Source organism: Pseudoalteromonas sp. PS1M3 (assembly GCF_016865405.1).
GTDB classification, from domain to species: domain Bacteria; phylum Pseudomonadota; class Gammaproteobacteria; order Enterobacterales; family Alteromonadaceae; genus Pseudoalteromonas; species Pseudoalteromonas marina.
This window is the reverse complement of record NZ_AP022625.1, coordinates 347,025-372,679: the sequence shown is the minus strand read 5'-3', so window position 1 is coordinate 372,679 and position 25,655 is coordinate 347,025. Positions and strand designations below refer to the sequence as shown.

Sequence of the window (25,655 nt, the reverse complement as noted above, 5' to 3'; positions counted from 1 at the left end):
ACGCCAAATAAACTTATGATTTAAAGTATTAGTTTTGAGGTTGTTTGGCAGAATTTAAATAATCAATGTAGATAGGAGCCGAATCAAATTCACTAACCCACTGCCACATTTTATTACTAAGCGTCGGATGATTTTCATAAAATTGATGCGAAAAAACTAAATAACCAAGCGTAAATTCGTATGGGGGAAATAGTGCTTTTACATCGGTGTCACTATAAGGGTAACTAGACGTTTTAATTTTATTAACTTGGCAAATATCTATGCTTGAGTCCACAACCCCTTTGTTAAGTAGCTCAAATGCATTTTCTTTAGACACCGTCTCGTGAACAAAAAGAGGTTCTTTTTTTAAAACAGCGCTCAAGCCATAACCGCTTGGCACAGCAATTGTAAATGTTTTGGTATTAAACTTATCACGTGATTGCCATTGCGTTCGAAATTTATCACGACCTAACAAGCAGCTGCCAAACCTGCTAATAGCAAACTGAGCATTAGGTTTTGCATGTTCATTCATTGGATAAACGGCTATTCGCTCTCTGCCTTCTCTGAAGCTAGCAATAACTGCATTTACTTTATTTGATTCAAGATCTTTCAAGCACCTTCGCCAAGGTTTCCTTACAAACTCAATATCAACGCCATCAACCGCATCATCTAATAGCCGGAGTACGTCTGCCGAAGCTCCGGGCCTTTGAGTCGGGATCTCTTGCCCTGCACCTAAAAACATTGGCGCAATTTCCTTGTCTTCATAGCAAAAAAGCAGCTTTTTAGCAGCGGCGTTTGCAACATTAATAGGTACGATGCATAAAAAGATAAATATATAAAATAATGTATTAACTTGCATGGCTATTTTTTATTCGAGTATTTTCTATAGTGTAACCTTTATAATATATGATACAAAGCTTACGGCTACTAATTCACAAAACCCCTTCGTGTTTTAGGAGCCAGCGTTTTCTTTCGAGTCCACCAGCGTATCCAGTTAGCGTTGCATTTGCGCCAATAATTCTATGACAAGGCACGATAATGCTAATTGGGTTTTTACCGTTAGCTGCCCCCACCGCTCTTACCGCTTTTGGGTTATTTAATGCGTGAGCAATATCACCATACGTATTGGTTTTACCGTAAGGAACATCCAAAAGTGCGTTCCATACACTTTTTTGAAATTCAGTCCCTTTAGTATCCAATGGAACATTAAATGTTTTACGCTTTTTGTTAAAATACTCTTTTAATTGCAGCGCACAGCTTAATATCGGCTCATTAGTTACTTTAGCAAGAGGCACATGTGGGTAGGTTTCAAGCGGATAAAAGCCAACGTAACTCACCCCTTTTTCAGTTGCTTGAATTATTATATTGTCTATGGGACTTGTTATGTATGTTTGAATAATCATGATAGTTGCTGCCAAAGTTGAAACGTTAAATAGGAACGAAATGGGGTGCACTTTTCACTGTTAAACGAACTTGCCGCAGCTTGTGCTTTTTTAATTCCTAAATCACCATCAAGTAATATATCGGGTTGGCTTTGCCCTCTTAATTTTGCATAGTTCACAGTCCATGGGCCTATTCCTTTTAAATCAAGCCATAAATCTAAGTCGCTATTGCCAGGGTTATTGGTGCAAAACAAGGCTAAATTATGTAGCGCATTTTTGCGCGCTTGCGGCATTTTAAAAAAATCAAAGTTGCTTTGTGCTACCTGTTCGGCACTCGGAAAATACACATGGTTTACGTCTTTTTCTCCGAGCTCATCAACTAGTTTAGTGACTAAGCTATGCGCTGCGGCTACGCTTACTTGTTGTCCTAGCACAGCCCTAATACCAGCCTCAAACTCTGACCAAATACCTGGCAACCTAAGTCCGTTACACAGTGTGAATGCATTGTTTATGTTTGTATTTAAATGAGTTTCTATTAAATTAATATCAGCATCTAAGTCTAGAACCCGGCGTATATTATTTATAACTGTTTGCAAATATTGCGTGTCGTCTATCTCTACCTTTACTTTAAAGTGATGTTTACTTTCGATAAATTCAGCAGTGAAACATCCTTTATAAAGCGTATTTGAAAACGTACGCCCGTAGCTATTTTCCGAAATCCATTCAACAGGTTTAATTAAACGTTTTTCTATAAATGCGCGTAAAGCAAGCCAATTATAAGGAGGCCTAAAAGGAAGGGTTAAGGTAAGTGACGTACTTTGAATTTTGGTATTTTGACGCAGTGCTGATGGTGTCATATTTAATTGTTTGAAAAAAGCATCATTAAATCGCCTTGTACTTTTAAAACCTGCCGCGTATGCAATGTCGGTTAGCGATAAATGCGTTTCTTGTATCAGCTTTTTTGCAAAATGACATTGCTTAAATAAACGATATTGCGTAAGCGACAAACCAAAATGTTGTTTAAACAAACATCTTAAATATCGGCTACTCACTCCTAACCTTTCAGCTAACTTTTCGCAATCATGTTCATCGTATTGGTCAATGAGCTGCTTTGCCCTCAAAGCGGTTGTTTTGACCCCTTGCCAAGCCGCACTTCCCGGTGCACTGTCAGGCCTACAACGAATGCAAGGCCTAAAACCGTCTTGCGCTGCATTATGAGCAAACTCATAATAAATAACATTTTTTTCAAGCGCAGTAGGCGCTGGACAAATAGGCCTGCAGTAAATACCCGTACTTTTTACCGCAACATAAAAAAGACCATCAAATCGGTGATCGCGACTTTGACGTGCTTTTTGCCAGTAAGATGAAATCATAAATAGCTCTTTTAATGAGTGACCAGCACAAAGTTTAAATAAATTTTTAACCATTGCTAGCCACAATCGGAACTTAACTATTTAGCAAAATCTATTAACTCTTGACCCGTCAATCGATAAATAATCCATTCAGTTTGGGGCTTTGCACCTATACTGTCATAAAAATCTATAGCAGGCTTATTCCAATCCAAAACAACCCATTCAAAACGACCACAATTATTGCCCAACGCCTTATTAGCTAAATGCTTCATTATGGCTTTACCAGCACCTTTACCACGGCTATCTGGACTTACGTATAAATCTTCAAGATACAAACCGTTTTTACCAAGCCAAGTAGAATAATTGTAAAAATAAACTGCAAAGCCTATAGGTTCATCGCCATCTAAACATATAATACTGTGCGCTGTGGCGCCTTCGCTGAATAATGTATCTAAAATAGCTTGCTCATTTGTTTTGACCGCATCTGGCTCTTTTTCATATATCGCAAGCTCTGTAATAAAATTTAAGATAATTTTGGCATCGCTTGGCTTCGCATCGCGAATTATAATTGACTTGCTCATAGTAGTGACCCTAAGTGTGCTGCACTATTGTTAAATTAAAATATGTGTTCAGTAAGTATTTATGGTGCTGATAATGTATTACACACCATGAAATTAATGTGTGTTTGAGTATGCCATACATTAATTAGCTTAATTGATTAATAAACAAAAAATATAATTGAATTAAAAACTATTAATGTGGTTTGCTATTTTTTGCACCTGAGTTCAGCGCTATAAAGTTAATTACGACACCCGTATTACCTAAGCTGTTTTAAATATATTCAAGCTACTCTTATTCAAGCAAAAATTGATTGTGCGCCCAAAACGCAGAGAGCCTATAAAGCAAGCAACAATGCAAACTTAAATAAGAATCAAAACCAATAGTAACACAATGATTTTTATAGAGAAAACTTGCAATTACTTGGTTTTACACTACACTATCCATAATTAACAAAGCTATGGTGGCATATCATGAAAGGTAATCAAAAAGTAATCGACGCATTTAATGCGCTACTCGCCAACGAGTTAGCTGCAATCGATCAGTATTTTATACACTCTCGCATGTATGATGATTGGGGTTTAAATAAACTTTATGAGCGCCTTAATCATGAAATGGAAGAAGAAAAAGACCATGCTGACTGGTTAATCAAACGTATTTTATTTTTAGAAGGTGTCCCAAACCTTACCAAGCGTCGTGATTTGCTTATTGGAAACGATGTTAAAAGCATGATGCAAAATGATTTAACACTCGAACTAGAAGTTGTTGCCTGCGTAAAAGATGTAATTGCCATCTGTGAAGAACAGCAAGACTATCAATCTCGTGCAATACTCCAAAAACTATTGTTCGATACAGAAGAAGACCATGTTTACTGGTTAGAACAACAACTTGGCCTAATTGAAAAAATTGGCTCAGAAAATTACCATCAATCTCAAATGGGTTAGCAGGAGCTAAAGTTATGAAAGGCGACTTAGAGGTAATTAAAGCGTTAAATAGCGTACTTGCTAATGAACTTGTCGGAATTAATCAATACTTTTTACATGCACGTATGTTTAAAGACTTTGGTTTTAGCCAGCTTGATAAAGCAGACTACAAAGTGTCAATTCAAAAAATGAAAAACGCCGATCGTTTAATTGAGCGTATTTTATTTTTAGAGGGTTTACCAAACCTACAAGACTTAGGCCGTTTACGTATTGGTGAAAACAGCGAAGAAATGATTGCTGCTAACATGAGCTTTGAGCTTGATACTATAGACGAACTTCGCGCTGCGGTTAAATTAGCTGAAAGTAAAAAAGACTACATTAGCCGAGAAGCACTCGACCATATTTTAAACGAGCAAGAAGAGCAAATGGACTGGCTAGAAACACAACAACAGCTTATTGAGAATGTAGGTATAGAAAATTATCTTCAATCTCAACTTTAACAACACGTTATAAACATAAAAAAAGCAGCCATATGGCTGCTTTTTTATGTAATATTTTTTAAAAATAATTAAGCGACTTGATCTGTTATGTCTGCAATTTCAATCAGCTTGCGATTCAAAATCTTCTTAGTACAACCACAGCATTTTCCGCATTGGCTGCCAACGTTAAGCTCTTTTGCCAACTCACGCATAGTTGTTGCACCATCATCAATTGTTTGTTCAATTTTTTTATCTGTCACACCGTGACATAGACAAATATACATGATTACAAACCACTCTAATTACTTTCAATATAGTTATATTAATCTAAATAGTAATAGTTATCAATAATTTTTAGAGCGTTATTTGAATTTTATTTTTAAATCCAATTATAACTTTAGGGTAACCTCTCATACAAAAATTGGTAACTCATTGTTCCCCTAATCTTTTGTCAATTTTATTTAGTATCGCCATTGATTCAAATTAATAGATTGATCATTAAAATCTAATAATTAGTGAATATAGATTAGTTCATTTGAGAGTTGACTAATAAAACTTTCACTCAAAAGTGTGCACTAACACAAATATAAAGCACTTGCATAAAACTATTTATTACTCAGTTAGTTAGGCTCTTTTTGAAAAAATAGAGTGTGATTTAACACTCAACAAATTTACTTTAAGGAAGCGGCCCCCTGAAGCTAAACCCTATTTTTGCAATAACAGCCTTTAGTATCTGCTACGAGTAATTTTGAGTTAAACCCAGCAACTAAGTTAGTCATAGCCGTTTCTACAAAACCACTGCCCTGTGAGCAAGCCAATCCTTCGGATAATGGCCCCGCATAAACAAACTCGCCATTCTTATCCATAATTACTGCGGCTGGCGTAGCTGGAATAACGTGATGTAACTCAGCCGAATAAGGATGCTCGATAATATTAAAGCCTTTTTCGTCAGCAAACCGTTTAAGTGCGGTAATGTGTGCTTTAGCCTGCTTCGCGCAACCACAGTTTTGCTCTATGACAAGAACTAAAGACGCCTCGTGTATTTGCGTATTCAACCCTAGCTGCTTTTTAAAACTTAAAAACCAACCATCCTGTAATAATATTCTGTCACTATCAAACGATTTTAGCTGGCTAACCTGAAAATATACTAAGCCTGATATAACGAATCCTAACCAGGCTAGTATTATAAACTTTAAAAAATGTGGGCTACTTAAATTTAGCAATTGATTGCTCAAGTACGTCAATACTCACGTCGATTAACTGAACTTTGTCGGTGAGTTGCTTAACAATATTGGAATCTTCGTACTGATTTTGGCGCATTTGGTCTGTGCTGTTAGCAATTTGTTCTGTATTACCAGCCTGCTCTGAAACAACTTGTGCAACCGAGGTAGTACTACTGGATACAGCTTTTATCTGTTCACTCATTGCTGAAATGTTTTCTTTCATTGCAGTGCTTATTTCAGTTAAATCAACAACAAAGCTTACGCACTGAGTCATTGATTGGGTAGATGTTTTACTATTTGTAACAAGGTCTTTAAGAGTCAGGCCTATTTTGTCAGTAGTTGCTTTACTATGGTTTGCCAATGATCGTACTTCATCCGCTACAACTGCAAAGCCCCTTCCGTGCTCGCCAGCCCTGGCAGCTTCAATGGCTGCATTGAGCGCAAGTAAATTTGTTTGTTCAGCAATTCCAGATATTTCGTTTAATAAGCTTGAAATGACATCGCCGGCAGCAACGAGTTGATTAATTTGCTCTTCTGTATGATTTAACAAATTCAGTAGCTCTCTACTTTTACTGTCGGTCTGTAATACGTCGTCTAGAGCCCCTTTAGCAGATTGTGTGATGCTATCTACTTGTGTTTTCAACACTTCGCTTTCTTGCTCTACTAATTTGAAACCATGCGCAACTTGAGCACCCGAATTAGCTATATCATCTGTTTGCTGAGTTCGCTGCTGTGCACCATTCGCTAGTTGATCATGAACTTGAATTAATTCACCGGAATTGGTTTTTAGAGAATACGATTGAGTTTTAACTTGTTTAATAACGTCCGACAAGTAATCGAGTAAGGTGTTAAAACCAACAACAGCTTCGCTTTGCGTGTAATCGGCTCTAAGAGATAATTTAATGTGCTCAGAGTTTTCCATAATTTGCTCAGTTGCTGAGCTAAGTGATGTTCCAGCCCGGCGCTCTCTCTCTAAAGTAATTGCTATGTAACCTACAACAAGCACTTCAACTATTGCATAAGCTGCATGAATAATCACAGTGCTAAAAGCAAGCCTATCAGGGTCAAAAACATAAAAGCCCGTATTTTGGGTTTGTAAGTAGTAGAAAGAAAGGTGATGGACGGCAACAAATACAATGGCTGTAATAAAAACTCGCCACTGAACAAAAACAATTAAAATAGGCATTAATATAAAAATTTCAAAATGCACTTCAATTAAGCCAAATGCTTGCTGTATATGCAAAAAAGAAAACATCATAATTGCAGCAGCGACTATGTGGGGTGTAATAGGGTTATTTTCTTGAGTTTTAAGTAGCCATATTGGTAATAAACACAACGGCAAACCGACTATAAATGCTTGAGTTAACGTACCAAAATAAAGGCCTAATCCTATAGATTCGACGAATAAGATGACAAAAATAACTGTTAATAAACGACTAACACTAGACATAAAGACCCTAACTTTTAATTTTGCTAATACATTTAACTTAGTACAAATACAGCCAAATAGTACCGATATTATCAATGAATAATTTAAAATTTAATAATAATAAACATTTAATTTACACTATATACAACTAACCTATTTAATTATAGGTAGTATTTTCTTAAACGTAGGCGTAGCTGCAGTTTTTGTCCATTGAAATATAATAATTTCTGCACATGAAATTACCGCTCCGCCATGCTTTAGCTGTTCTATTGCGATACTTTTATGCTCAGCATTACGAGAGCCTATTGCATCTGTTACTAAAACCACTTCAAATCCATTTTTTAATAAATCAATACACGTTTGTAAAACACACACGTGCGCCTCAGTGCCCACTACAACAATCGTTTTTTTGTTAAAACTAATTAACTTATCTAAGAAGCCAGCTTCTTCACAAGCACTAAAATGCACCTTACTAAAATACGTAGCACGCGGTAAAACAGATTTAATTTTGTTGTCGGTTTCTCCTAATCCTTGGACGTACTGCTCTGAGATAAGTGTTGGTATGTCGTGCACACAAGATGCCTGCGCTAATTTTAGTGTATTTTTTAAAAGACTTTGAAAATCACTAATCATGGAGGAAAGTCGCTCTTGAATATCTATGATCAGTAAAAGACTATCTTTGGCTTGTATGTTTGTTAAAGCCATTTTAAGACCTCCCTAAAACCCTTAAATAGTGTTAAATATTAGTTCATTGCATTAAATTTGCACTGACAAAATATGTTTATTTTTTGTAAAAACAAAATAAAAACTGTGCTATATTTAACACTTAGCTGTATGTAGCTGCACCTGTTTTGGAGATCGGTCATCAGTGCCAATAAGTAAATTTTCCCTTTTTGTTCTATTTATAATGTTGTGTATGACCAATGCATTTGCATCGCAAAATTACGCCCAACAGTTACAGCGCCTTTCTACCGATGAAGGCCTCTCACAAAATTACGTTGTAAAAATACAAGAAGATGAGATTGGCTACATTTGGATTGCAACGCAACAAGGACTAAATAGGTTTGATGGCTATAACGTTGAAACATTCGACGGTGGTTTTGAGCTAGACAAACATTACATTTCTACGCTGTTAAAAACACAAGACGGTAAGTTACTTGTTTCCACTGATATAGCTGGGGCATTCATAATAGATCCGCAAACTTTAAAAACAGAAAAAATTTACTCTGGTCAGCTCGATAAAGAAAAACAGATTTATTCACCTGTTGCAGCAATGGCTGAAAAAAACGAACTTTATTACTTAGCAATTGATAACCAAATAGTCACTTACGACAAAACCACTGCTACTTTTAAAAAAACAGCCGCTTTAGCTGAAAAAACTTCGTTTATTCGCGCTTTAACACTACACAATAATACACTTTTCATTGGTGCCAATAATGGGCTATATGCGTTCAACCTTGTAAGTAATCAGCTTACAGAAATACCACTTCACTCTGCCGAAAAAACAACAATAGACAACATCAATGTAAAGTTTTTACAGGTAGATAAAGAGCTTGGCCTTCTAGTTGGCACGGTAGAAGGGCTGTATAAATTCGCATTTTCAGAAGATAACCTTGTACTCAGCTCTAAAATAACGACGCTTATTCCCGATCTCAATATCTGGGATTACATTAATTCTGAGCAGGGTGAGTTTGTAGCAACAGAAAAAGGATTATTTAGTTTTAGCCGAATAAACGGCGAAATAGAGTTCATATTAAATTATGAAAAAAGTAAATTTAATATCAACGATAACTCAATTGACGATTTAACAATAAGCCAAACAGGAGTACTTTGGTTATCATCAAGAAGCCAAGGGGTATTCACGTGGCCCATTAATACAAGACGATTTAAAAATATTAAGTTGCCCGTCAATAATACGATAAACAAAATTCACGAAGACGAAGATAATACTATTTGGTTTGGTACAAACGATGGCCTAGCTCAATACAACCCTAAAACAAAAACTACACGTACTTTTTTAAACTCAACCGACGCTAAAGCAGTGTTTGGTTCGTCAGCAGTTTATGATATTTTTGCTTCCTCTCTTGGAAACAACCAATATTTATGGCTATATTCTTACAATGGGTTTGAATTGTTTGATAAAAATAGTAAGCAATTAGTATCAAACTTAAGTACTAATAACGATTTACTTACTCAACCAACTGTTTTTGGTTTTGCCAAAATTGGCACTCATCAATATGCATTTGCAAACGACAAAAACTTTTACCTATTTAACGAAAAAACAGGTGATATAAGGGTTATTAAAGGGCTTAAAAACTTTTTAGACCCAATATATGCCTATGTCTTTCTGCCACCGCTGAAAACTCATCCTAATGAACTTTTAATTAGTATGACCAACAGCCTATATAGGTACAATGAGTCCACACAAAGCTTAACCCAAATATTTCAGTCATCAAAGAATAGAGACGACATCTATTACACTGTAGATAATTATTACCTTGACTTAAAAAGAAATGTTTTATGGCTTGCAACTACTTATGAAGGCTTAATTGGCATAGACCCACAAAGCTATGAACGTAAACATTCTCTGGGGCTTAAAAGTTCTTTAAATTCAAGTTCAATTTTGTCTTTAGTGCCTGATGAAAACAAGTATCTTTGGGCAAGCTCTGAGAATGGGCTCTACAAGGTAAACCTCAACACACTTAATGTTACAAGTTTTTCTGTTAAAGATGGTTTAAGCACCAATAAATTTACAGACTACACGCAAAGAAAATTGAATAATGGGCAAATAATATTAGGTAGTAATGCAGGCGCGCTGCTTTTTAATCCTGCTGATTTCAATACAAAAGCAACAACTAAAAAAGATAAATTAGCAATTACAGATGTCAGTCTATTGACAAGAGAATTACCTTTTTCACCTCTTGCATACAGTAATCAACCACTCAAATTGAGCCATGATGATATGGGGTTAACGGTAAGCTTTTCTGACTTTTCTTACCCAGATACAAATAAAACGTTATATGATGTGGTTCTTGATGGCCCAACATCACTTACCTATGACAACTTAAAATCAAATCAGGTGTTTTTTACTAAACTTCAACCAGGAAGCTACTCTCTCACCATAAACGCACATTTTAAAGATGGTGTAATTAAAGCCCCACCAGTTAAGCTGAGCATGAATGTAGCCTATGCTCCTTGGAAGTCTCCCTTTGCGATATTCACCTATATTATAGTTATGTTAAGTCTCTTCGCTTTATTTTTCTGGCAATACCGTAACCGCCAAAATGTTATTCAACAAGCGCATACAGATACTATAAACTCGAAAAAACAAACAGAGCTCGCTCTTAAAAATAATAAAAGTGGAATATGGGATTTTCGATTTAAAGATGGTTCTGTAAATACCTTACGCGGCATAGAACTGGGTTATGAGAACCTTGAAGAACGAGTATCGATAGAGCTGTTTTATTCTATTATACACCCTGACGATAAGCGTCGATTTGAAACCAAATGGCAAAGCTTTATAAGCAAAAAAAGTAAAAATAAAAATTGGCAATTAACATATCGTCTCCGCCATAAAAATGGGCAGTGGTTGTGGTATCAAGACACTGGCCAAATAATTTTTGACACTCAAACAGGCAAACCTTTGTATGTATCTGGTATTTATACCAATATTACAGAGCAGCGTGCCAATGAAGAACAAGCCAAAATACTAGGTGAAGCATTTAGCCAAATAAACGATTGGTTACTGATTTTAGACGATCATTTAATGCCATTTTCAGCAAATAATAGTTTTATAAGAACGTTCTCTGATTCAGAGGAATTTACAAATATTAGCCCGAAACTATTTATAAAGTCTATTGGTAAAGAAAACTGTAAAGAGTTCGCAAAAATACTTAAAAAATTGCAACCAACTGAAAACTGGCATATTGATACGTTAATAAAAACAACTAAAAGCAGTAAGCACCCAGTGCATATTAATGTGACTGCTGTAGCAAAAAGTACAACAGAAGTAAGCTACTATGTAATTGTTATTTCTGACCTAACAGAGCAAAAAAGAGCTGAAAATGAGCTGCGTTATTTAGCCAATTACGACGCACTAACAAAACTGCCAAATCGTAGTTTAATGTATCAAGAAATTGAGGAAGCCATTAAACAAGCCGAAAGTTCAAATACACATTGCGCACTCTTATTTATAGATTTAGATAAGTTTAAGCCAGTAAATGACTCTTTTGGTCATGCTGTAGGTGACAAGCTTCTTTGTAATATTACTGAACGGGTGAGTAATATTCTTAACGAAAATGCACAGCTTGGCCGCCAAAGTGGAGATGAGTTTTTAGTTCTTATTAAAAATGTAGAATCTCAGGACTCATTAAAAGAAACAGTTATGCTAATTAGTAAAGAATTAGCAAATAAAGTGATGATTGAAGACTTTGCGATTAATATTTCTGCCAGTATAGGCGTTGCTTTGTACCCATTTGATGCAATAACAACCGACATTTTAATTCGTAACGCAGACGTCGCTATGATGCAAGCAAAGCAAAATGGCAGGAATGGTTTTAGCTTCTTTAGCGATGAAATGAACGAACAAATAAAACAAAAGCTAATGCTCGAAAATGATTTAAAAGATGCAGTAAAAGCCGACTTATTTTTTAATCATTATCAGCCAATTGTTGATATTGAAGCAAGAACAATAAATGGTGTAGAGCTACTAATGCGCTGGAAAAACAAAGAGCAATTTGTTTCACCCGCAGTGTTTATTCCAATTTCAGAAGAAACCGGTTTAATCGAGCGCTTAACTGAGTTAGCCCTTAAACGCGCACTTATTGAATTAGCGCCACTACTGAATGACAATCCACTATTTTATATTTCCTTAAACCTATCACCAAAACATATTTTAAAGGAGAATATAACCGAACGTTTACAATGCATACTAGCAGACGCGGGTATTCTGCCAAAGCAACTGAGGCTCGAAATTACAGAGACTATATTGCTTGAAGATAAACTGAAAGCTGCTAAGCAGTTACAAAAATTAAAAGCAGCAGGATTTAAATTATTGCTTGATGACTTTGGTACAGGCTATTCATCGCTGACTTACTTGAGCCAATTCCCAATTAACGTCATAAAGATAGATCAAAGTTTTGTAAATAGTATTGGTGAGGACAAAGGAGACGAGTCAATTATTAAAACTATTATTTCTTTAGCTGAAAATTTAAACTTATATTGTATTGCTGAAGGCGTTGAAAATCGTGACCAAATGGAGTTTTTAGTTAACGCTGGTTGCCATGTGCTTCAAGGATACTACCTTGCAAAACCAATGAGCGCTGAAGCACTTAATGAAAATAGTTGTTTTAGAAAAATTATTGAGCTTATTTGAAGCAACTAGCAAGGCATTAGAGCCCCCATCCACTAACACACAGTTCTAATGACCTTTGTGGGTTAGTGTTTGTTAAAACTTAAAGCGGTTTAATCGCAGCACCAGGTTGGCTACTACTCCTGCACTACTCTTCAGCCTTTACACGGTGTAACAGTAAACCAAAGCCGAGCAACAAGAATTAAACTGCCCCGGGAGATTCCTTTGGGGCCGCGTCTGCTTGCATTAATTCTGCGTTATCAACTATTTGTGAATGTACACACCTTATGTGCACTGTCTTGCCTAAGCACCATGTAGGCCGTTGGAATTTAACTTTGAAAGGTTAATAAACTCTAGTGAATATGATGGCATTCATGGCTTTCAATTTGCAGTACGCTACTCGTTACTCTAAACCTTTCAGCAAGCAGATTCTCTACCTTTAAGCGACATGCTTCGTCATGCTTTTCAATAGTACAGTGCTTTTTGAGTACCACATGAGCCCCCACCACTAGGCCATCGTAATTACGTGTTACAGTTACATTATGTACGTTATGTACGTGTTCTATGCTTGTGATTTCGCTTTCAATATCTGTTACCTTGGGAAGCTTTGCTTTATTTAAACGCAAACCTTTAATACAACTTATAATTACTTTAATGCCCGTAAACAATACAAACGACGCTATAAGCATACTCGATAAAATATCGATGACCGCAAGGCCTGTGAAATATATTAGTACACCAGCAACAAAAGTGGACACAGTAGAAATCAAATCAAAAAACGAATGTAAGAACACGGCATAAACATTAATGCTTGCTTTTCGTCCCTTGTATAATACCCAAGCAGCGGCACCGTGGAACAAAAAGCCTAGCCCCGCAATTACCGACATTAAGTAACTATTTATCTCAAGTTCGTTACCTTCATGCTGATGAATAAATCGCTCCCCACCTTCATATAGAATCACCAAACTAATTACGAGATATAAAATGCCATTAATAAGCCCACCCATTAACTCAGCCCGTTGATAGCCATCATTGAAAGTTTTAGCTAAGTGAATAGCAAAACTTGAAGCAATTAAGGCAATAAATAGCGAACTATTATGCACAAACAAATGTCCTGCATCAGCTAATACAGCAAGCGAATTAGCATAATACGCGCCAATTACTTGTATGATCATAAATGAGCATGTTATTGCAAGCGCAATGAGTAAGCGCCTACGAGAAGCTTGGTGTGTTGTAATTTCGGTCATGAAATACTTGGGTTACCTATACTTAGAATGCAAGTAAGCCGCTAAAGGCTCACTGAAGAAAGGAGTAATGATATACAGTATCAATTATAATGCGTGACTCACATAAACGCACTAAAAAAGTTAGTAATATCAACAAAACTGTACTAAAACTATATTATAAGAATAAAAATCAATCGGATATGTCCTATCTTTTATAGAAAATGAGGTAACTTAAACGTTGAACTCGATTAAAGAGATCTGGAGTACATTAAAGTGTCTCCCTTTTGCTGTTTTGGTCCACGACTCAAAAACACGCAACTACAAAGCAAACGAATCCGCGTTAAACCTGTTTAATTTAAAGCAGCATTCTGACTTGAATGAAAATCACTTTAGTCACATAAAGCTAATAAGCCCTTTAAGTAAAAAAACTTTATTATTACAGAACCTTTTTGATGTTTATCTTATACCTAATGTTCAAAATAAAGTGGTGCTTGAAGTAGATCAAACAGCCTTCTTACTGAACATTAAATTTGCCAATATTACCGAGACCGTTTCAATGATCACCTTTGAAATAGAAAAACAAACAATTGATGAACAATATAATTTTGATGTTGTTATATCGAATATATCAGCCGATCTCATTGATATTCAAAACGATGATGTAGATAAACATATTAATTATGCATTAAAAGCAATTGGCACTGTATGTCATGCAGATCGCAGCTATTTATTTAAATTTAACGACGAAAACACACAAATGAGTAATACACATGAATGGGTAAATAAAGGCATAATGCCTTTTAAGGATTCGTTGCAAAATGTACCTAAAAGTGAACTACCCTACTTTTTTAAATTAATGAACGACACTTACCTTTTTAAAGTAAATGATGTTGCGGATTTACCAGCCTCTGCAGGTGGTGAAAAAAAGGAATTTGAACTACAAAAAATCAAATCAGTAATGTGCATTGGCTTAAGCTACGAAAAAGAGCTTGTTGGTTTTATTGGCTGTGATTGTGTAGCAGTAAAACGTGAATGGACAAACCTTGATTTAATCCGAATAAAATTAGTGGGTGAAATACTAACCAACGCGTTCAAAAATATAAACTATAAACAAAAATTAGAACTTACTCAGCAGCAACTTATCACAGCCAATCAACAATTAAGTGAGCTGGTCAATACAGACGGCTTAACAAACATAGCTAATCGTCGATGCTTTGATCAAACTATAGATGACGAAATACAACGATGCGTTCGTTACCAACAACCCATTAGTTTACTTATTTGCGACATCGACTTTTTTAAAAAATACAACGATAGTTATGGTCATCAAAAAGGGGATGAGGCATTAAAACAAGTTGCTGAAACACTGCAAAATTTATGTAAGCGCCCTGGCGATCTAGCAGCTCGATATGGTGGTGAAGAATTTGCACTTATTTTACCCTGTACCAATACTGATAATGCATATTGCTTTTCCATTCTAATTCAAAAAGAAATAGCCAAGTTGGGCATAGAGCATAAATATTCAGAAGTAAGTGATATGCTTACTTTAAGTATTGGTTTTTATAGCCTAATTCCTAACACAAAAACAATAGCAGAAGACATTATTGCAAAAGCAGACGCTGCTCTTTATAACGCTAAAGAAACTGGTCGAAATAAAATTTCCGAGAGCCCCCCTCGATAATATGTACTTCTTAAGTGCCCACTTTTTGTAGGTAATTACATTGAAAAGTGGTAGTCTTTATTAGTTTAAAATTAAAACAACACACCATTTTATGATTAATTATTATAAGGAATATTTAAATGGATCCAGTGTCACAAATTCTCGATGTCGTATTTACTGTTGAGGCATTTTTACTCATATTTGTTATTGTGCTTCTAAAAAGCAGTGTTAAATTTGTCCCTCAAAATAGAGCTTGGCTAATTGAACGTTTTGGTAAATACCAATCAACCAAAGAAGCCGGCCTTAATTTTATTATTCCGTTTATCGATAGAATATCTGCCGACCGCAGCTTAAAAGAACAGGCCCAAGATGTTCCATCTCAATCAGCTATAACAAAAGACAACATCTCGTTAATTGTAGATGGCGTATTATACTTTCGAGTATTAGACCCGTACAAAGCTACCTATGGTGTTGACGATTATACATTTGCGGTTGTTCAGCTTTCGCAAACAACAATGCGCTCAGAGCTTGGTAAAATGGAGCTAGATAAAACTTTTGAAGAGCGTGACCTACTAAACACAAATATAGTAGCTGCAATAAACCAGGCATCTGAGCCATGGGGTATTCAAGTACTGCGTTACGAAATTAAAGATATTGTGCCACCGAACTCGATTATGGAAGCTATGGAAGCACAAATGAAGGCCGAGCGTGTAAAACGTGCTCAAATTTTAGAGTCTGAAGGTGACCGTCAAGCAAATATAAATGTCGCTGAAGGTAAAAAGCAAGCACAAGTGCTTGCTGCAGAAGCAGATAAAGCTGAGCAAATTTTACGTGCAGAAGGTGAAGCTACCGCAATTACAACCGTCGCTGAAGCACAAGCCAATGCACTATTAAAAGTCGGTGAAGCCGCTGATACAGAGCAAGGACAAAAAGCGATTCAACTTGATTTAGCAACCAAAGCCATTTCGGCTAAAGAAGCCATTGCACGTGAATCATCTGTTGTTCTACTCCCTGACAACGCAACAGATGCAAGCTCAATGGTTGCGCAAGGCATGGCAATCATTAATAGTTTAAACAAGCAAAATAAAGGTTAACACCTAAAGAGGTTTGTATGGATTTTTTTATGCAAAATTTACCACAAGCACTTATGGTGCTTGGTATAATTGCCTTAATAATAGAAGTAGCCGTGCTGGGTCTCTCTACTATTATTCTATTATTTTTTGGCTTATCACTACTGATAACTGGCTTTTCAATGAGCTTAGGAATATTGCCTGATTCATTAACAACTGCACTATGGAGTAACACAGTGGTAACGGCTATTTTAGCCATTGGCCTGTGGAAACCTCTAAAAAAAATGCAAAACCGTGTGGATACAAAGCCCGTAACAAATGATTTTGCAGAGCTTACTTTTACCCTAGATGACGACGTTACCGATCAAGGGTTAACTACGTATAATTATTCAGGTATTAGCTGGAAATTAAAAAGTGAGGAAGCAATTACTGCAGGCACTCGCGTATACGTTATGAAAAAAGATGTTGGCGTAATGTGGGTCAAACCGGTTTCACAGTAATTTGTAAGCTAATTATAAAATAACGGGTGGCTCGAGTTGCCCGTTTTTTATCCCGCTAATTTTAAGTGTCGTCCCTTGTATATTTTGTAAGTCATTATTAGAGTCGCATAATGCTGAAGTGACAAATAGCAGCTCACCTTTTTTGCCGCCAAATGCTGTACATGTAGGATTGAGGTTATTTACTTTTATTGTATGAATTACTTCTGCATCAGGCGATAAACACATAATACAGCCCATTCCCCATACCGCTGACCACAAGTTACCAATACTATCGATTACGCAACCATCGGGATCTACATCGGTGTTATTAAATTGATAGAATACCTTCGCTGTGCCAGCAACTTCACCTGTATTAACATCAAGGTCAAGAACGTAAATACAGCTTGTAAAAGAGTCACAATAGTAACCACGAGAGCGAGCTTTATCAAAACACAAACCATTAGGAATGGTTAAATTAGTCACAATGCAATTTAGCTTTTTTTTGTAATAGCGGTATATCTTACCCTGCCCTTTTTCGGCAGTCTTATCCATTGTACTTAACCAAAAGCCACCCCAGGGATCGGCACGCCCATCGTTTGAGCGCCTATTCGAGTCACCACTTTCAAGTTCCGTAATTAACTGAGGTGTTTTACGCTTTATATTGTAACGGTAAATTCCAGATTCAGTTCCTAAAATTAAATGCTCTTTATCTTGCCAAGCTATAGCTGTCACTATAAAAGGCATTTCAACCGAGTAAGCATTTGCTGGTTCATCGAGTGAACGACAAAATAACAGTTTTCCATTGATATCAACCCAAAAGAGTTTTGCCAACATTGGGTGCCATAGCGGACTTTCGCCAAGCTGATTTTGCGTATTATTAAATAAGGTGATTTTAAAATCGCTCATTATAGAGTTTATTTACCTTTTAGGAGCAAACTATGACCTTGGTACAATTATTCGCAGTACAAGGCTCTTAAATTATCGGGCTCGAAAGCAACAACGGCTAAATTATGCTGACTTACGTTCGCGATATAATAACTATAACAATGTCAATTTATGCAAAAATATTGACGCATATTATCCATCTTAATGTTGCAAAATCAGTGACCCTTTTAAAGGTTTATTTTTAACATAAGCTTGAAGCCTAACATTAACAAAAAATATAACTCAGTGCGATGTAATTACAGCCATAAAATTTCTAAAAATAGTATGCCGCTTAATTAATATATTAACTACCAACATATTTATTAAATTAAATGTCTTATTTATTGTTTACTTATTATTGAATTAACCTTTAATAGGAATGCAACTTATTGATAATATGTGTTTTATAGCTCGCCCTCACTGGCCTTAGTTGGTAACATAAAGTCAGATTAAAAGGAGTTACAATTATGGCTAAAAATATAAAACATGCACTTGTAGTCGAAGGTGGCGCAATGCGCGGTATATTTGCTGCAGGCGTCCTTGATGAATTTTTATCACAAAATCATCAGCCCTTTGATTGTTACTTTGGCGTTTCTGCAGGAGCAACAAATGTAGCTGCATTCTTATGTAAGCAACCCATGCGAAACTACAAAGTGATCACCGATTATTCATGTAGGCCGGAGTTTATTAATCTGGCTCGGTTTTTAAAAGGTGGTCACTTATTTGATCTTGATTGGTTATGGGAAGAAACTATTCGTGAAATTCGTCTACAAACCGAAATATTTGAGCAAAACCCACAACCGTTTTATATTGTTACTACCGCTATAGATTCAGGTAAAGCCTATTATTTAGAAGCAACAAACGACAATATGGTTGAGCAATTAAAAGCATCCTGCGCAATTCCTATTGCATATCGTGATTACCCGATTATAAATAACACACCTATGACGGATGGAGGAGTTGCAGACTCTATTCCTGTTATCAAGGCGTACGAAATGGGGGCGCGCGAAATAACGGTTATCTTGTCACGTTCACGAGGGTACAAAAAAAAAGCGACAAAAACGTCTTGGCTCACTAAACAAATTTATAAGGGCTATCCTGCACTCATAAATGCAGCATTAAATAGAGCTGACGTTTATAATAAAAGTATCGATTTTATAGAAAACCCACCAAGCGATTGTATAGTTAATATTATTGCACCACCAAAGCACTTTAAAGTGGGCAGAACCACTAAATCGTTTAATATTTTAAATAAAGGATACCAAATGGGCATAACTGAAGCGCGTGCTCACTTGCAAGCACCCTAAAATAAACAATTAAAGAAAATACTTTAACCGCCGATATTAATTATAATTTAGTCAGGAAAAAAATATGAGTGAAAAAATAAATGACGATGCACTTCATGCTCTTAAAATAGCGTTTACATATATGCCAAAAGCTATTGAAGTGACTAAATATGAATATGGTGAGCACTATCAAACGGTCCTTGATCATATAGAAGCCGTAAGAGAAACACTTATGATAAACGATGTTGATCCAGAAGAAGTTGATGGAGATATCAACCCAGAGTACACACCTAACTCAACATACTAAATTACAAATTAGATAACGTGCACACAAATACGCTAAATCTATGTTTTAATAAAATCGTTTTTTATGTATTTAGTTGCCGAGATAGTAATAGCTTTTTATCACTTTTTAACGTTATTCTAAGCTTGCTAAATAAAGTTTAAAAAAATTAATACTATAGGGTTTTTCTATTGAATTTTCTTAGGCAATTTCACGACATAGTCTCTGATCAAAGTTTAACATTTGACAACAAAACGCAAAAGCTTTTAACGTTTGGGCTTAACGTTTTTCATCTTAATTTAGCTATTATCAGTAAGGTTGAAGACCAGTGTTACACTGTTTTATATGCGGTTACCCCCAACAACGATCTTGCTATAGGTACACAATTTGACCTAGAAGGTACTTACTGCACACACACCCTCAAAGCAGGCTCAGCCCTCGCTTTTCACAATGTATCTCAGAGCGAAATTGCAGACCACCCTTGCTTTGCTAATTTCCAACTGGAATCCTACATTGGTGCTCCTATTAAAATAGGTAATGAAGTGTTTGGAACCGTTAACTTTTCTTCTGCTGATTCATCGCCTGTTTTTACAGACCAAGCCTATGACTATATAGAATTATTTGCACAATGGTTAGGTGCGGAATTTGCCAGAAGCCAAACAAAAGATCGCCTAATAAAAAATAGTAATAGCCTTATTAAGCTTGAAAGTGTTGCTAATATAGGAACTTGGGAAGTTGATATTGCCCACAATAAAATTTATTGGAGCAGACAAACTAAGCTTATTCATGAAGTTGATGAAAACTATCAACCTATGATGGAAACAGCAATTAACTTCTATAAAGAGGGATCAAGCCGAGAAAATATTACCAAAGCAGTAGAGTTAGCCGTTAGCAAAGGCGAAAAGTGGAATTTAGACCTTGAAATTGTTACTGCAAAAAATAACAACATTTGGGTATCGACCTTTGGAGAAGCTGAATTTGAAGGCGACACCTGCGTAAGGTTATTTGGCACGTTTCAAGATGTAACAGAGTCGATGACACTTCGTGAAGAACTTAAAAGCAAAAAAGCAGAGGCTGAACGCTTACTTTTTGATAGAAGCATGCTTTTTGCAAAAATTAGCCATGAACTTAGAACGCCACTCAATGGTATTACAGGCATGCTCACCACCTTGATAGATGAGCATGATGAAGAAAAAAGAACAGAAAAAATTAAAGTTGCGCTACGCAGCTCAGACATATTATTGAATATTATTAATGAGGTTCTTGATTTCTCAAAAATTAATCATGGCGAGCTTAAGCTTGAACCAAACAATGTTTTATTAAAAACTGTTTTCACTGACCTTGTTTCACTTTATACCCCTTTATTTACTGAAAAGCGTGTCGCACTTGAAGTGAAAAATGAAATTAATGACGATTGCTGGGCCTTTTTCGACAACACACGCCTAAGCCAAATTACCTCCAATTTACTCAGTAATGCATTAAAGTTTACAGAAAAAGGTAGTGTAAAGCTGGACACGTTTTTAACCAATATTGACGACGCTTTGTCACTCACTATTACCGTGACTGACTCAGGCAGAGGGATGACTCCTGAATTTCTTAAATCGCTATTTTCTCCATTTACGCAAGAAGTCGATGCTAAAAATACAAAAGGCGGTACAGGTCTAGGCTTAGCAATTGTAAAAGAACTTGTTCAGTACATGGGCGGTAAAATTGAAGTCAGTAGCGAAATTAATAAAGGCTCTACATTTTCAGTTTATATCCCTATAACCCGAGGTGAAGAGCAAGCACTTGAAAATAAACCGCTCGCTAACATTGATATAAACACAAGCGAGTTATCTGTGCTTGTTGTTGATGACAACGACATCAATAGATTAGTGCTTAACGCATCCCTAAATAAGCTTAATATACACCCCGACTTTGCGGTTGATGGTCAAGACGCTGTTTTAAAATGTAAGCAAAAGCCGTATGACCTTATTTTTATGGACTGTATTATGCCTATTTTGGACGGTTTTGAAGCAACTAAGCAGTTAAGAGAGCAAAAAATTTGCCCCGCAGATAAAACGTATATTGTTGCGTTAACGGCTAATACGTCGTCGCAAGATAAACTTGCCTGTAAACAAGCTGGCATGGATATGTTTATATCAAAACCTTTTAAAATGTACTCACTTGAGCTCGCTATCGCATCAGCAATAAAAACCGTTAAGCCAAAATTACATTAAATATACCTGACAGTAAGTAAAAGGAAATAACAATGAAATTAATAGCTCGGACCATTTTGATTACTATTTTAGCTTTGTCACTTTATACCGGTTATTCGTCACAGGATTGGCAGTCAATCATGGTAATTTTAATTGTTAGTAGCTTTTTGCTACTACTTACCTTTGTCACTGCAAACTCAAAACAAGGTGCAACCACATACAATACTAGTACAAGTTACTCTGATAATAATTGCAGCGGTTCAGATTCTGGCTGTGGTGGCGGTGGCGATTAACCTATTTATATATGATTAATTACGCCATAAAAAAGCCGCCTTTGGAGAGGGCGGCTTGGGTTAACAAACAGCGATGGGTGTACCTTGCTGTTATATCAAGAGAAGTTTTGCACGTTAAGCAGCTGTTTTGTCTTGCTCGCTTTCTTCGCTGTTGCGAATTAAGTAATCAAAAGCACCTAAACTTGCTGTTGCACCGCTGCCCATGGCAATAATAATTTGCTTAAATGGGGTATTTGTTGCATCACCTGCGCCATAAACCCCCGGTAATGACGTAGCACCTTTTGCATCAATTAATATTTCACCAAATTTACTTAGCGCTAAGTCACTAATTTTTAACCACTCAGTGTTAGGAATTAAGCCTATTTGTACAAAAATACCCGCTAGAGTAAGTGCCTTGCTATCACCTGATACTCGGTCTGTGTACGTGAGTCCTGTTACCTTTTTACCATCGCCAAGTACTTCTGTAGTTTGGGCGTTTTTAATAATAGTAATATTATTTAAGCTTTTCGCTTTGCGAATAAGTACTTCATCGGCGCGAAGTGTATCTGCAAATTCAAGCACTGTTACGTGCTCAACAATGTTTGCTAAATCGATTGCCGCTTCAATACCTGAGTTACCACCACCAATTACTGCTACAGGCTTACCTTTAAACAAAGGGCCATCACAATGCGGACAGTATGCTACACCATGTCCGCGGTACTCTTGCTCACCGGGTACGTTCATTTCACGCCAGCGTGCACCGGTTGCTAAAACAAGTGATTTAGCTTTTAAAGTAGCCCCGTTCTCAAGCGTAATTTCGTATTTGTTATTAACGCGTTCAAGTCCTGCAGCACGTTGGTTATGCATTACATCAACATCGTACTCTTTAACATGCTCTTCAAGCTGTGCAACAAGTTTTGGCCCTTCAGTGGCTTTAACAGATATAAAGTTTTCAATAGCTAATGTGTCAGCAACTTGCCCACCAAAACGTTCAGCTACAACACCTGTATTTAAGCCTTTACGTGCAGAGTAAATAGCAGCTGAGGCACCCGCAGGCCCACCACCAACTACTAGTACGTCAAATTCATCTTTTTCACTCAGTGCCGCTGCTTGGCGTGCTGCACCTTTACTATCTACCTTGTTTAAAATGTCAGTTAGGCTTAATGCACCTTGGCTAAATGGTTCGCCATTTAAATAAACAGCCGGTACGGCTAAAATATTGCGCTCTTCTACTTCCTCTTGAAATAGTGCGCCATCAATCATGGTTGCTTTAATTTTGCTATTAGTCGCGGCCATTGTATTTAGCGCCTGCACTACTTGAGGGCACGTTTGGCAGCTCAAGCTAATGTAAATTTCAAAATTAAGTTCTTGATCAAGTGATTGTATTTGTTCAATGTCTTCGCTTTTTGCTTTACTTGCGTGTCCGCCAGTGTGTAAAAGCGCCAACACTAAACTTGTAAATTCGTGTCCCATCGGTACGCCTGCAAACGTAATGTGGGTATTTTTAACTGGTGAATGTACAACCATAGATGGACGACGAGCGCTGGTATCTGGGTTGTTAACTACCGTAAACTTATCGCTTAATGATGCTAAATCGTTTGCTAAGCCTTCTACTTCTGTTGATTTTTTGCTGTCATCCAAGGCAATAAGCAGCTCAACAGGTTGAGTAAGCGATTCGAAATGGCTTTTTAATTGATTTTTAATGTTGTTATCTAACATGGCTTAACCCTTTTTAGGAAAATTTAAACAGCAAGCCTCCCATGCCAATTAATGCATGTGCTTAATCATCAAATTGAGATAGGAGGCACCAATAAACGAATATTTATTGGTTTAAGGGCAGTTACCTGCCCTTACAGTTGAGGTAATCTATACTTAGATTTTACCAACTAGGTCTAGTGAAGGAGCAAGTGTGTCTTCACCTGGCTGCCAAGATGCAGGACAAACTTCACCGTCGTGAGTTGCAATGTATTGTGCAGCTTGTACTTTACGCACTAGCTCTTTAGCGCTACGGCCAATGCCTAAATCGTGAGTTTCAATTACTTTAATTTCACCTTCAGGGTTCATTACAAACGTACCACGAAGTGCTAGGCCATCATCTTCAATCATAACGCCAAAGCTGCGAGTAATACGGCCTGTTGGGTCGCCAATCATCGGGAATTTAATTTTACCAATTGTGTCTGACGTATCGTGCCATGCTTTATGAGTAAAATGAGTATCAGTTGATACTGAGTAAACTTCTACACCCATTTCTTGTAGTTGCTCGTAGTAATCAGCAACATCGCCAAGTTCAGTAGGACATACAAATGTGAAATCTGCTGGGTAAAAGAAGAAGATTGACCACTTACCAAGTACATCTTTTTCAGATACTTCTACAAAATCACCATTGTGGTATGCAGTTGCGTTAAAAGGTTGAATTTTTGTGTTGATTAATGAAGTGCTCATAGTATTCCTCATTTATATTTAATTTATTAATTTAAGTTACCAAGCAAAGCGAGATTTGTTGGCTAACCTTGCTGGCTTGATTAATACAATAAGCCCATCGACAAATTAAATAAAATTGATTGTTTAGATTAAAACAATCGATTTTTAGGATGAAACTAAATAATAACTAGATTCGTACTTAATTTATTGCAACATATCGGTTTGCACGTGTAAGGCTGATACAATTGCCTCGCTTACTATTAAAAATACCCAGGGCACACTGTTATGAACAAGTTTATCAATCACATCCAATTAGGCTATCTTGGCCTAATACCATTTCTAGCCTGTTTAGCGTGGCCGCTGATGCTCGGTAGTAACAGTGTTAACTTAGAGTTTTTTACGTTTTATAGCATTGCTATTCTTGCTTTTATGGCAGGTAATCTTTGGCATGCCGGCCAGCAAAACTATGCTGATGCAATAAAAGCGGTACTACCTGTTATTCCGGTACCATTTTTAGCATTTTTACCTGTTGAATGGGTTTTAGGGTGGTTATCGCTGAGTTTTTGGCTTGTTCTACTTTTTGAAAAATCAACATCACAGTGGCAAACCTACGACAAAGACTATCAAAAAATGCGCTTTGTGCTGACGTCGGTCGTGTTTGTATGCCATATATTTATTATTGGTATGAGTATTTACCCAAAATAGTAGCTATTACCTTAAATATTGCGCGGTAATAATGTACCATCCGCGCACAGCTATTTGAGGACTCACCATGATTGACCAATTACGCCAGCAGCTTGACGAGCTTGGCGAAAACTATGTAGAAAAAAACGCCGCTTTCAAAATCAAGGTCATTCCATTTTTTTGCGCTATTAGCATTAAAAAAGATCACAAAAATGAAAACCGCCTCAACTTTTATTCAAATCAACTTATTGAGATATTTTTAGTTGTTTTGCTCATATTATTTGGCGTAACGTTATATAAAGCGGACGGTGGGTTTACAGATGGGCCGCTGCATTTTGCATTTGCAATTGTAATCACTTTTAACTTAATTATTAAACAAATAGCCATCGAAGGCCTAAAAACAAGGCTTGCTTTTGAGCGTTTAAATTCGGCAAATAAGCAACTTCAAAACGTTAATAAGCAAAACACGTAGCAAAG

General features: G+C 36.6%; 24 protein-coding genes. 12 read left to right on the top strand and 12 right to left on the bottom strand.

Annotated elements, in window-relative coordinates; genetic code table 11:
• Window positions 1-28 precede the first annotated feature (28 nt).
• The 4 genes from PS1M3_RS18385 to PS1M3_RS18370 all read right to left on the bottom strand — a co-directional run bounded on the left by PS1M3_RS18385 (window position 29) and on the right by PS1M3_RS18370 (window position 3,294).
• A complete protein-coding gene (locus PS1M3_RS18385; protein ID WP_203987362.1) occupies window positions 29-838 on the bottom strand; it encodes a transporter substrate-binding domain-containing protein in 810 nt (269 codons plus the stop codon).
• Window positions 839-911: 73 nt separating this feature from the next.
• Window positions 912-1,382 (bottom strand): methylated-DNA--[protein]-cysteine S-methyltransferase, encoded by a 471-nt coding sequence (locus tag PS1M3_RS18380; RefSeq protein ID WP_039037591.1) that lies wholly within the window; start codon window positions 1,380-1,382, stop codon window positions 912-914.
• Window positions 1,379-2,734, bottom strand: coding sequence for a DNA-3-methyladenine glycosylase 2 family protein (locus PS1M3_RS18375; protein WP_203987359.1), 1,356 nt, complete (start codon window positions 2,732-2,734; stop codon window positions 1,379-1,381). The genes PS1M3_RS18380 and PS1M3_RS18375 overlap by 4 nt, the downstream gene beginning before the upstream one ends.
• 77 nt (window positions 2,735-2,811) lie before the next feature.
• Window positions 2,812-3,294, bottom strand: coding sequence for a GNAT family N-acetyltransferase (locus PS1M3_RS18370; protein ID WP_203987357.1), 483 nt, complete (start codon window positions 3,292-3,294; stop codon window positions 2,812-2,814).
• A 450-nt stretch (window positions 3,295-3,744) separates the two neighbouring features.
• Between PS1M3_RS18370 and bfr (PS1M3_RS18365) the strand changes: the two genes are divergently transcribed.
• Window positions 3,745-4,215: a bacterioferritin gene (gene bfr, locus PS1M3_RS18365; RefSeq protein ID WP_006791631.1), complete on the top strand. Its 471-nt coding sequence runs from the start codon at window positions 3,745-3,747 to the stop codon at window positions 4,213-4,215.
• Between the two features lie 14 nt (window positions 4,216-4,229).
• On the top strand, window positions 4,230-4,694 hold the full coding sequence (bfr, locus tag PS1M3_RS18360) for a bacterioferritin (protein ID WP_006791630.1): 465 nt from the start codon (window positions 4,230-4,232) through the stop codon (window positions 4,692-4,694).
• 68 nt (window positions 4,695-4,762) lie between these two features.
• Here the strand turns inward: bfr (PS1M3_RS18360) and PS1M3_RS18355 are convergent, their stop codons facing one another.
• The 4 genes from PS1M3_RS18355 to PS1M3_RS18340 all read right to left on the bottom strand — a co-directional run bounded on the left by PS1M3_RS18355 (window position 4,763) and on the right by PS1M3_RS18340 (window position 8,030).
• Window positions 4,763-4,957, bottom strand: coding sequence for a (2Fe-2S)-binding protein (locus tag PS1M3_RS18355; protein ID WP_203987355.1), 195 nt, complete (start codon window positions 4,955-4,957; stop codon window positions 4,763-4,765).
• A 414-nt stretch (window positions 4,958-5,371) separates the two neighbouring features.
• Window positions 5,372-5,896 (bottom strand): DUF6436 domain-containing protein, encoded by a 525-nt coding sequence (locus PS1M3_RS18350; protein WP_203988057.1) that lies wholly within the window; start codon window positions 5,894-5,896, stop codon window positions 5,372-5,374.
• On the bottom strand, window positions 5,880-7,346 hold the full coding sequence (locus PS1M3_RS18345) for a methyl-accepting chemotaxis protein (RefSeq protein ID WP_058429850.1): 1,467 nt from the start codon (window positions 7,344-7,346) through the stop codon (window positions 5,880-5,882). The genes PS1M3_RS18350 and PS1M3_RS18345 overlap by 17 nt, the downstream gene beginning before the upstream one ends.
• Window positions 7,347-7,478: 132 nt before the next feature.
• Window positions 7,479-8,030 carry an isochorismatase family protein gene (locus PS1M3_RS18340; protein ID WP_203987353.1) on the bottom strand — a complete coding sequence of 184 codons (552 nt, stop codon included), beginning with the start codon at window positions 8,028-8,030 and terminating at the stop codon, window positions 7,479-7,481.
• Window positions 8,031-8,241: 211 nt separating this feature from the next.
• On the opposite strand from PS1M3_RS18340, the gene PS1M3_RS18335 reads away from it, so the two are divergent.
• A complete protein-coding gene (locus tag PS1M3_RS18335; protein WP_203987351.1) occupies window positions 8,242-12,699 on the top strand; it encodes an EAL domain-containing protein in 4,458 nt (1,485 codons plus the stop codon).
• A gap of 329 nt (window positions 12,700-13,028) precedes the next feature.
• Here PS1M3_RS18335 and PS1M3_RS18330 read toward each other — a convergent pair whose 3' ends face one another.
• Complete coding sequence (locus PS1M3_RS18330) at window positions 13,029-13,922, bottom strand: cation diffusion facilitator family transporter (protein ID WP_008129736.1); 894 nt, start codon at window positions 13,920-13,922, stop codon at window positions 13,029-13,031.
• A gap of 217 nt (window positions 13,923-14,139) precedes the next feature.
• Here PS1M3_RS18330 and PS1M3_RS18325 point away from each other — a divergent pair, with 217 nt between their 5' ends.
• The 3 genes from PS1M3_RS18325 to PS1M3_RS18315 all read left to right on the top strand — a co-directional run bounded on the left by PS1M3_RS18325 (window position 14,140) and on the right by PS1M3_RS18315 (window position 17,131).
• On the top strand, window positions 14,140-15,582 hold the full coding sequence (locus PS1M3_RS18325; RefSeq protein ID WP_074210184.1) for a diguanylate cyclase: 1,443 nt from the start codon (window positions 14,140-14,142) through the stop codon (window positions 15,580-15,582).
• Between the two features lie 119 nt (window positions 15,583-15,701).
• Window positions 15,702-16,655 (top strand): slipin family protein, encoded by a 954-nt coding sequence (locus tag PS1M3_RS18320; protein WP_006791622.1) that lies wholly within the window; start codon window positions 15,702-15,704, stop codon window positions 16,653-16,655.
• Between the two features lie 17 nt (window positions 16,656-16,672).
• Complete coding sequence (locus PS1M3_RS18315) at window positions 16,673-17,131, top strand: NfeD family protein (RefSeq protein WP_203988045.1); 459 nt, start codon at window positions 16,673-16,675, stop codon at window positions 17,129-17,131.
• A gap of 12 nt (window positions 17,132-17,143) precedes the next feature.
• Here the strand turns inward: PS1M3_RS18315 and PS1M3_RS18310 are convergent, their stop codons facing one another.
• A complete protein-coding gene (locus PS1M3_RS18310; RefSeq protein ID WP_203988043.1) occupies window positions 17,144-18,016 on the bottom strand; it encodes an SMP-30/gluconolactonase/LRE family protein in 873 nt (290 codons plus the stop codon).
• A 485-nt stretch (window positions 18,017-18,501) separates the two neighbouring features.
• On the opposite strand from PS1M3_RS18310, the gene PS1M3_RS18305 reads away from it, so the two are divergent.
• The 4 genes from PS1M3_RS18305 (at window position 18,502) to PS1M3_RS18290 (ending at window position 22,094) form a co-directional block, all read left to right on the top strand.
• Window positions 18,502-19,341 (top strand): patatin family protein, encoded by an 840-nt coding sequence (locus PS1M3_RS18305; protein ID WP_008129729.1) that lies wholly within the window; start codon window positions 18,502-18,504, stop codon window positions 19,339-19,341.
• A gap of 64 nt (window positions 19,342-19,405) precedes the next feature.
• Entirely contained in the window at window positions 19,406-19,627 is a 222-nt protein-coding gene (locus tag PS1M3_RS18300) for a hypothetical protein (protein ID WP_008129726.1), read from the top strand.
• A gap of 167 nt (window positions 19,628-19,794) precedes the next feature.
• Entirely contained in the window at window positions 19,795-21,822 is a 2,028-nt protein-coding gene (locus PS1M3_RS18295; RefSeq protein ID WP_203988041.1) for an ATP-binding protein, read from the top strand.
• A 32-nt stretch (window positions 21,823-21,854) separates the two neighbouring features.
• Complete coding sequence (locus PS1M3_RS18290) at window positions 21,855-22,094, top strand: hypothetical protein (protein ID WP_203988039.1); 240 nt, start codon at window positions 21,855-21,857, stop codon at window positions 22,092-22,094.
• 114 nt (window positions 22,095-22,208) lie between these two features.
• On the opposite strand, the gene ahpF is transcribed toward PS1M3_RS18290, so the two are convergent.
• Both ahpF and ahpC read right to left on the bottom strand, forming a co-directional pair.
• Entirely contained in the window at window positions 22,209-23,792 is a 1,584-nt protein-coding gene (gene ahpF, locus PS1M3_RS18285) for an alkyl hydroperoxide reductase subunit F (protein ID WP_010556790.1), read from the bottom strand.
• 153 nt (window positions 23,793-23,945) lie between these two features.
• Window positions 23,946-24,515: an alkyl hydroperoxide reductase subunit C gene (gene ahpC / locus PS1M3_RS18280; protein ID WP_004587118.1), complete on the bottom strand. Its 570-nt coding sequence runs from the start codon at window positions 24,513-24,515 to the stop codon at window positions 23,946-23,948.
• Between the two features lie 264 nt (window positions 24,516-24,779).
• Here ahpC and PS1M3_RS18275 point away from each other — a divergent pair, with 264 nt between their 5' ends.
• Window positions 24,780-25,199 carry a DUF3429 domain-containing protein gene (locus PS1M3_RS18275; protein ID WP_203988037.1) on the top strand — a complete coding sequence of 140 codons (420 nt, stop codon included), beginning with the start codon at window positions 24,780-24,782 and terminating at the stop codon, window positions 25,197-25,199.
• A 67-nt stretch (window positions 25,200-25,266) separates the two neighbouring features.
• Entirely contained in the window at window positions 25,267-25,650 is a 384-nt protein-coding gene (locus PS1M3_RS18270; RefSeq protein WP_010556792.1) for a hypothetical protein, read from the top strand.
• The last annotated feature ends 5 nt before the right edge of the window (window positions 25,651-25,655 follow it).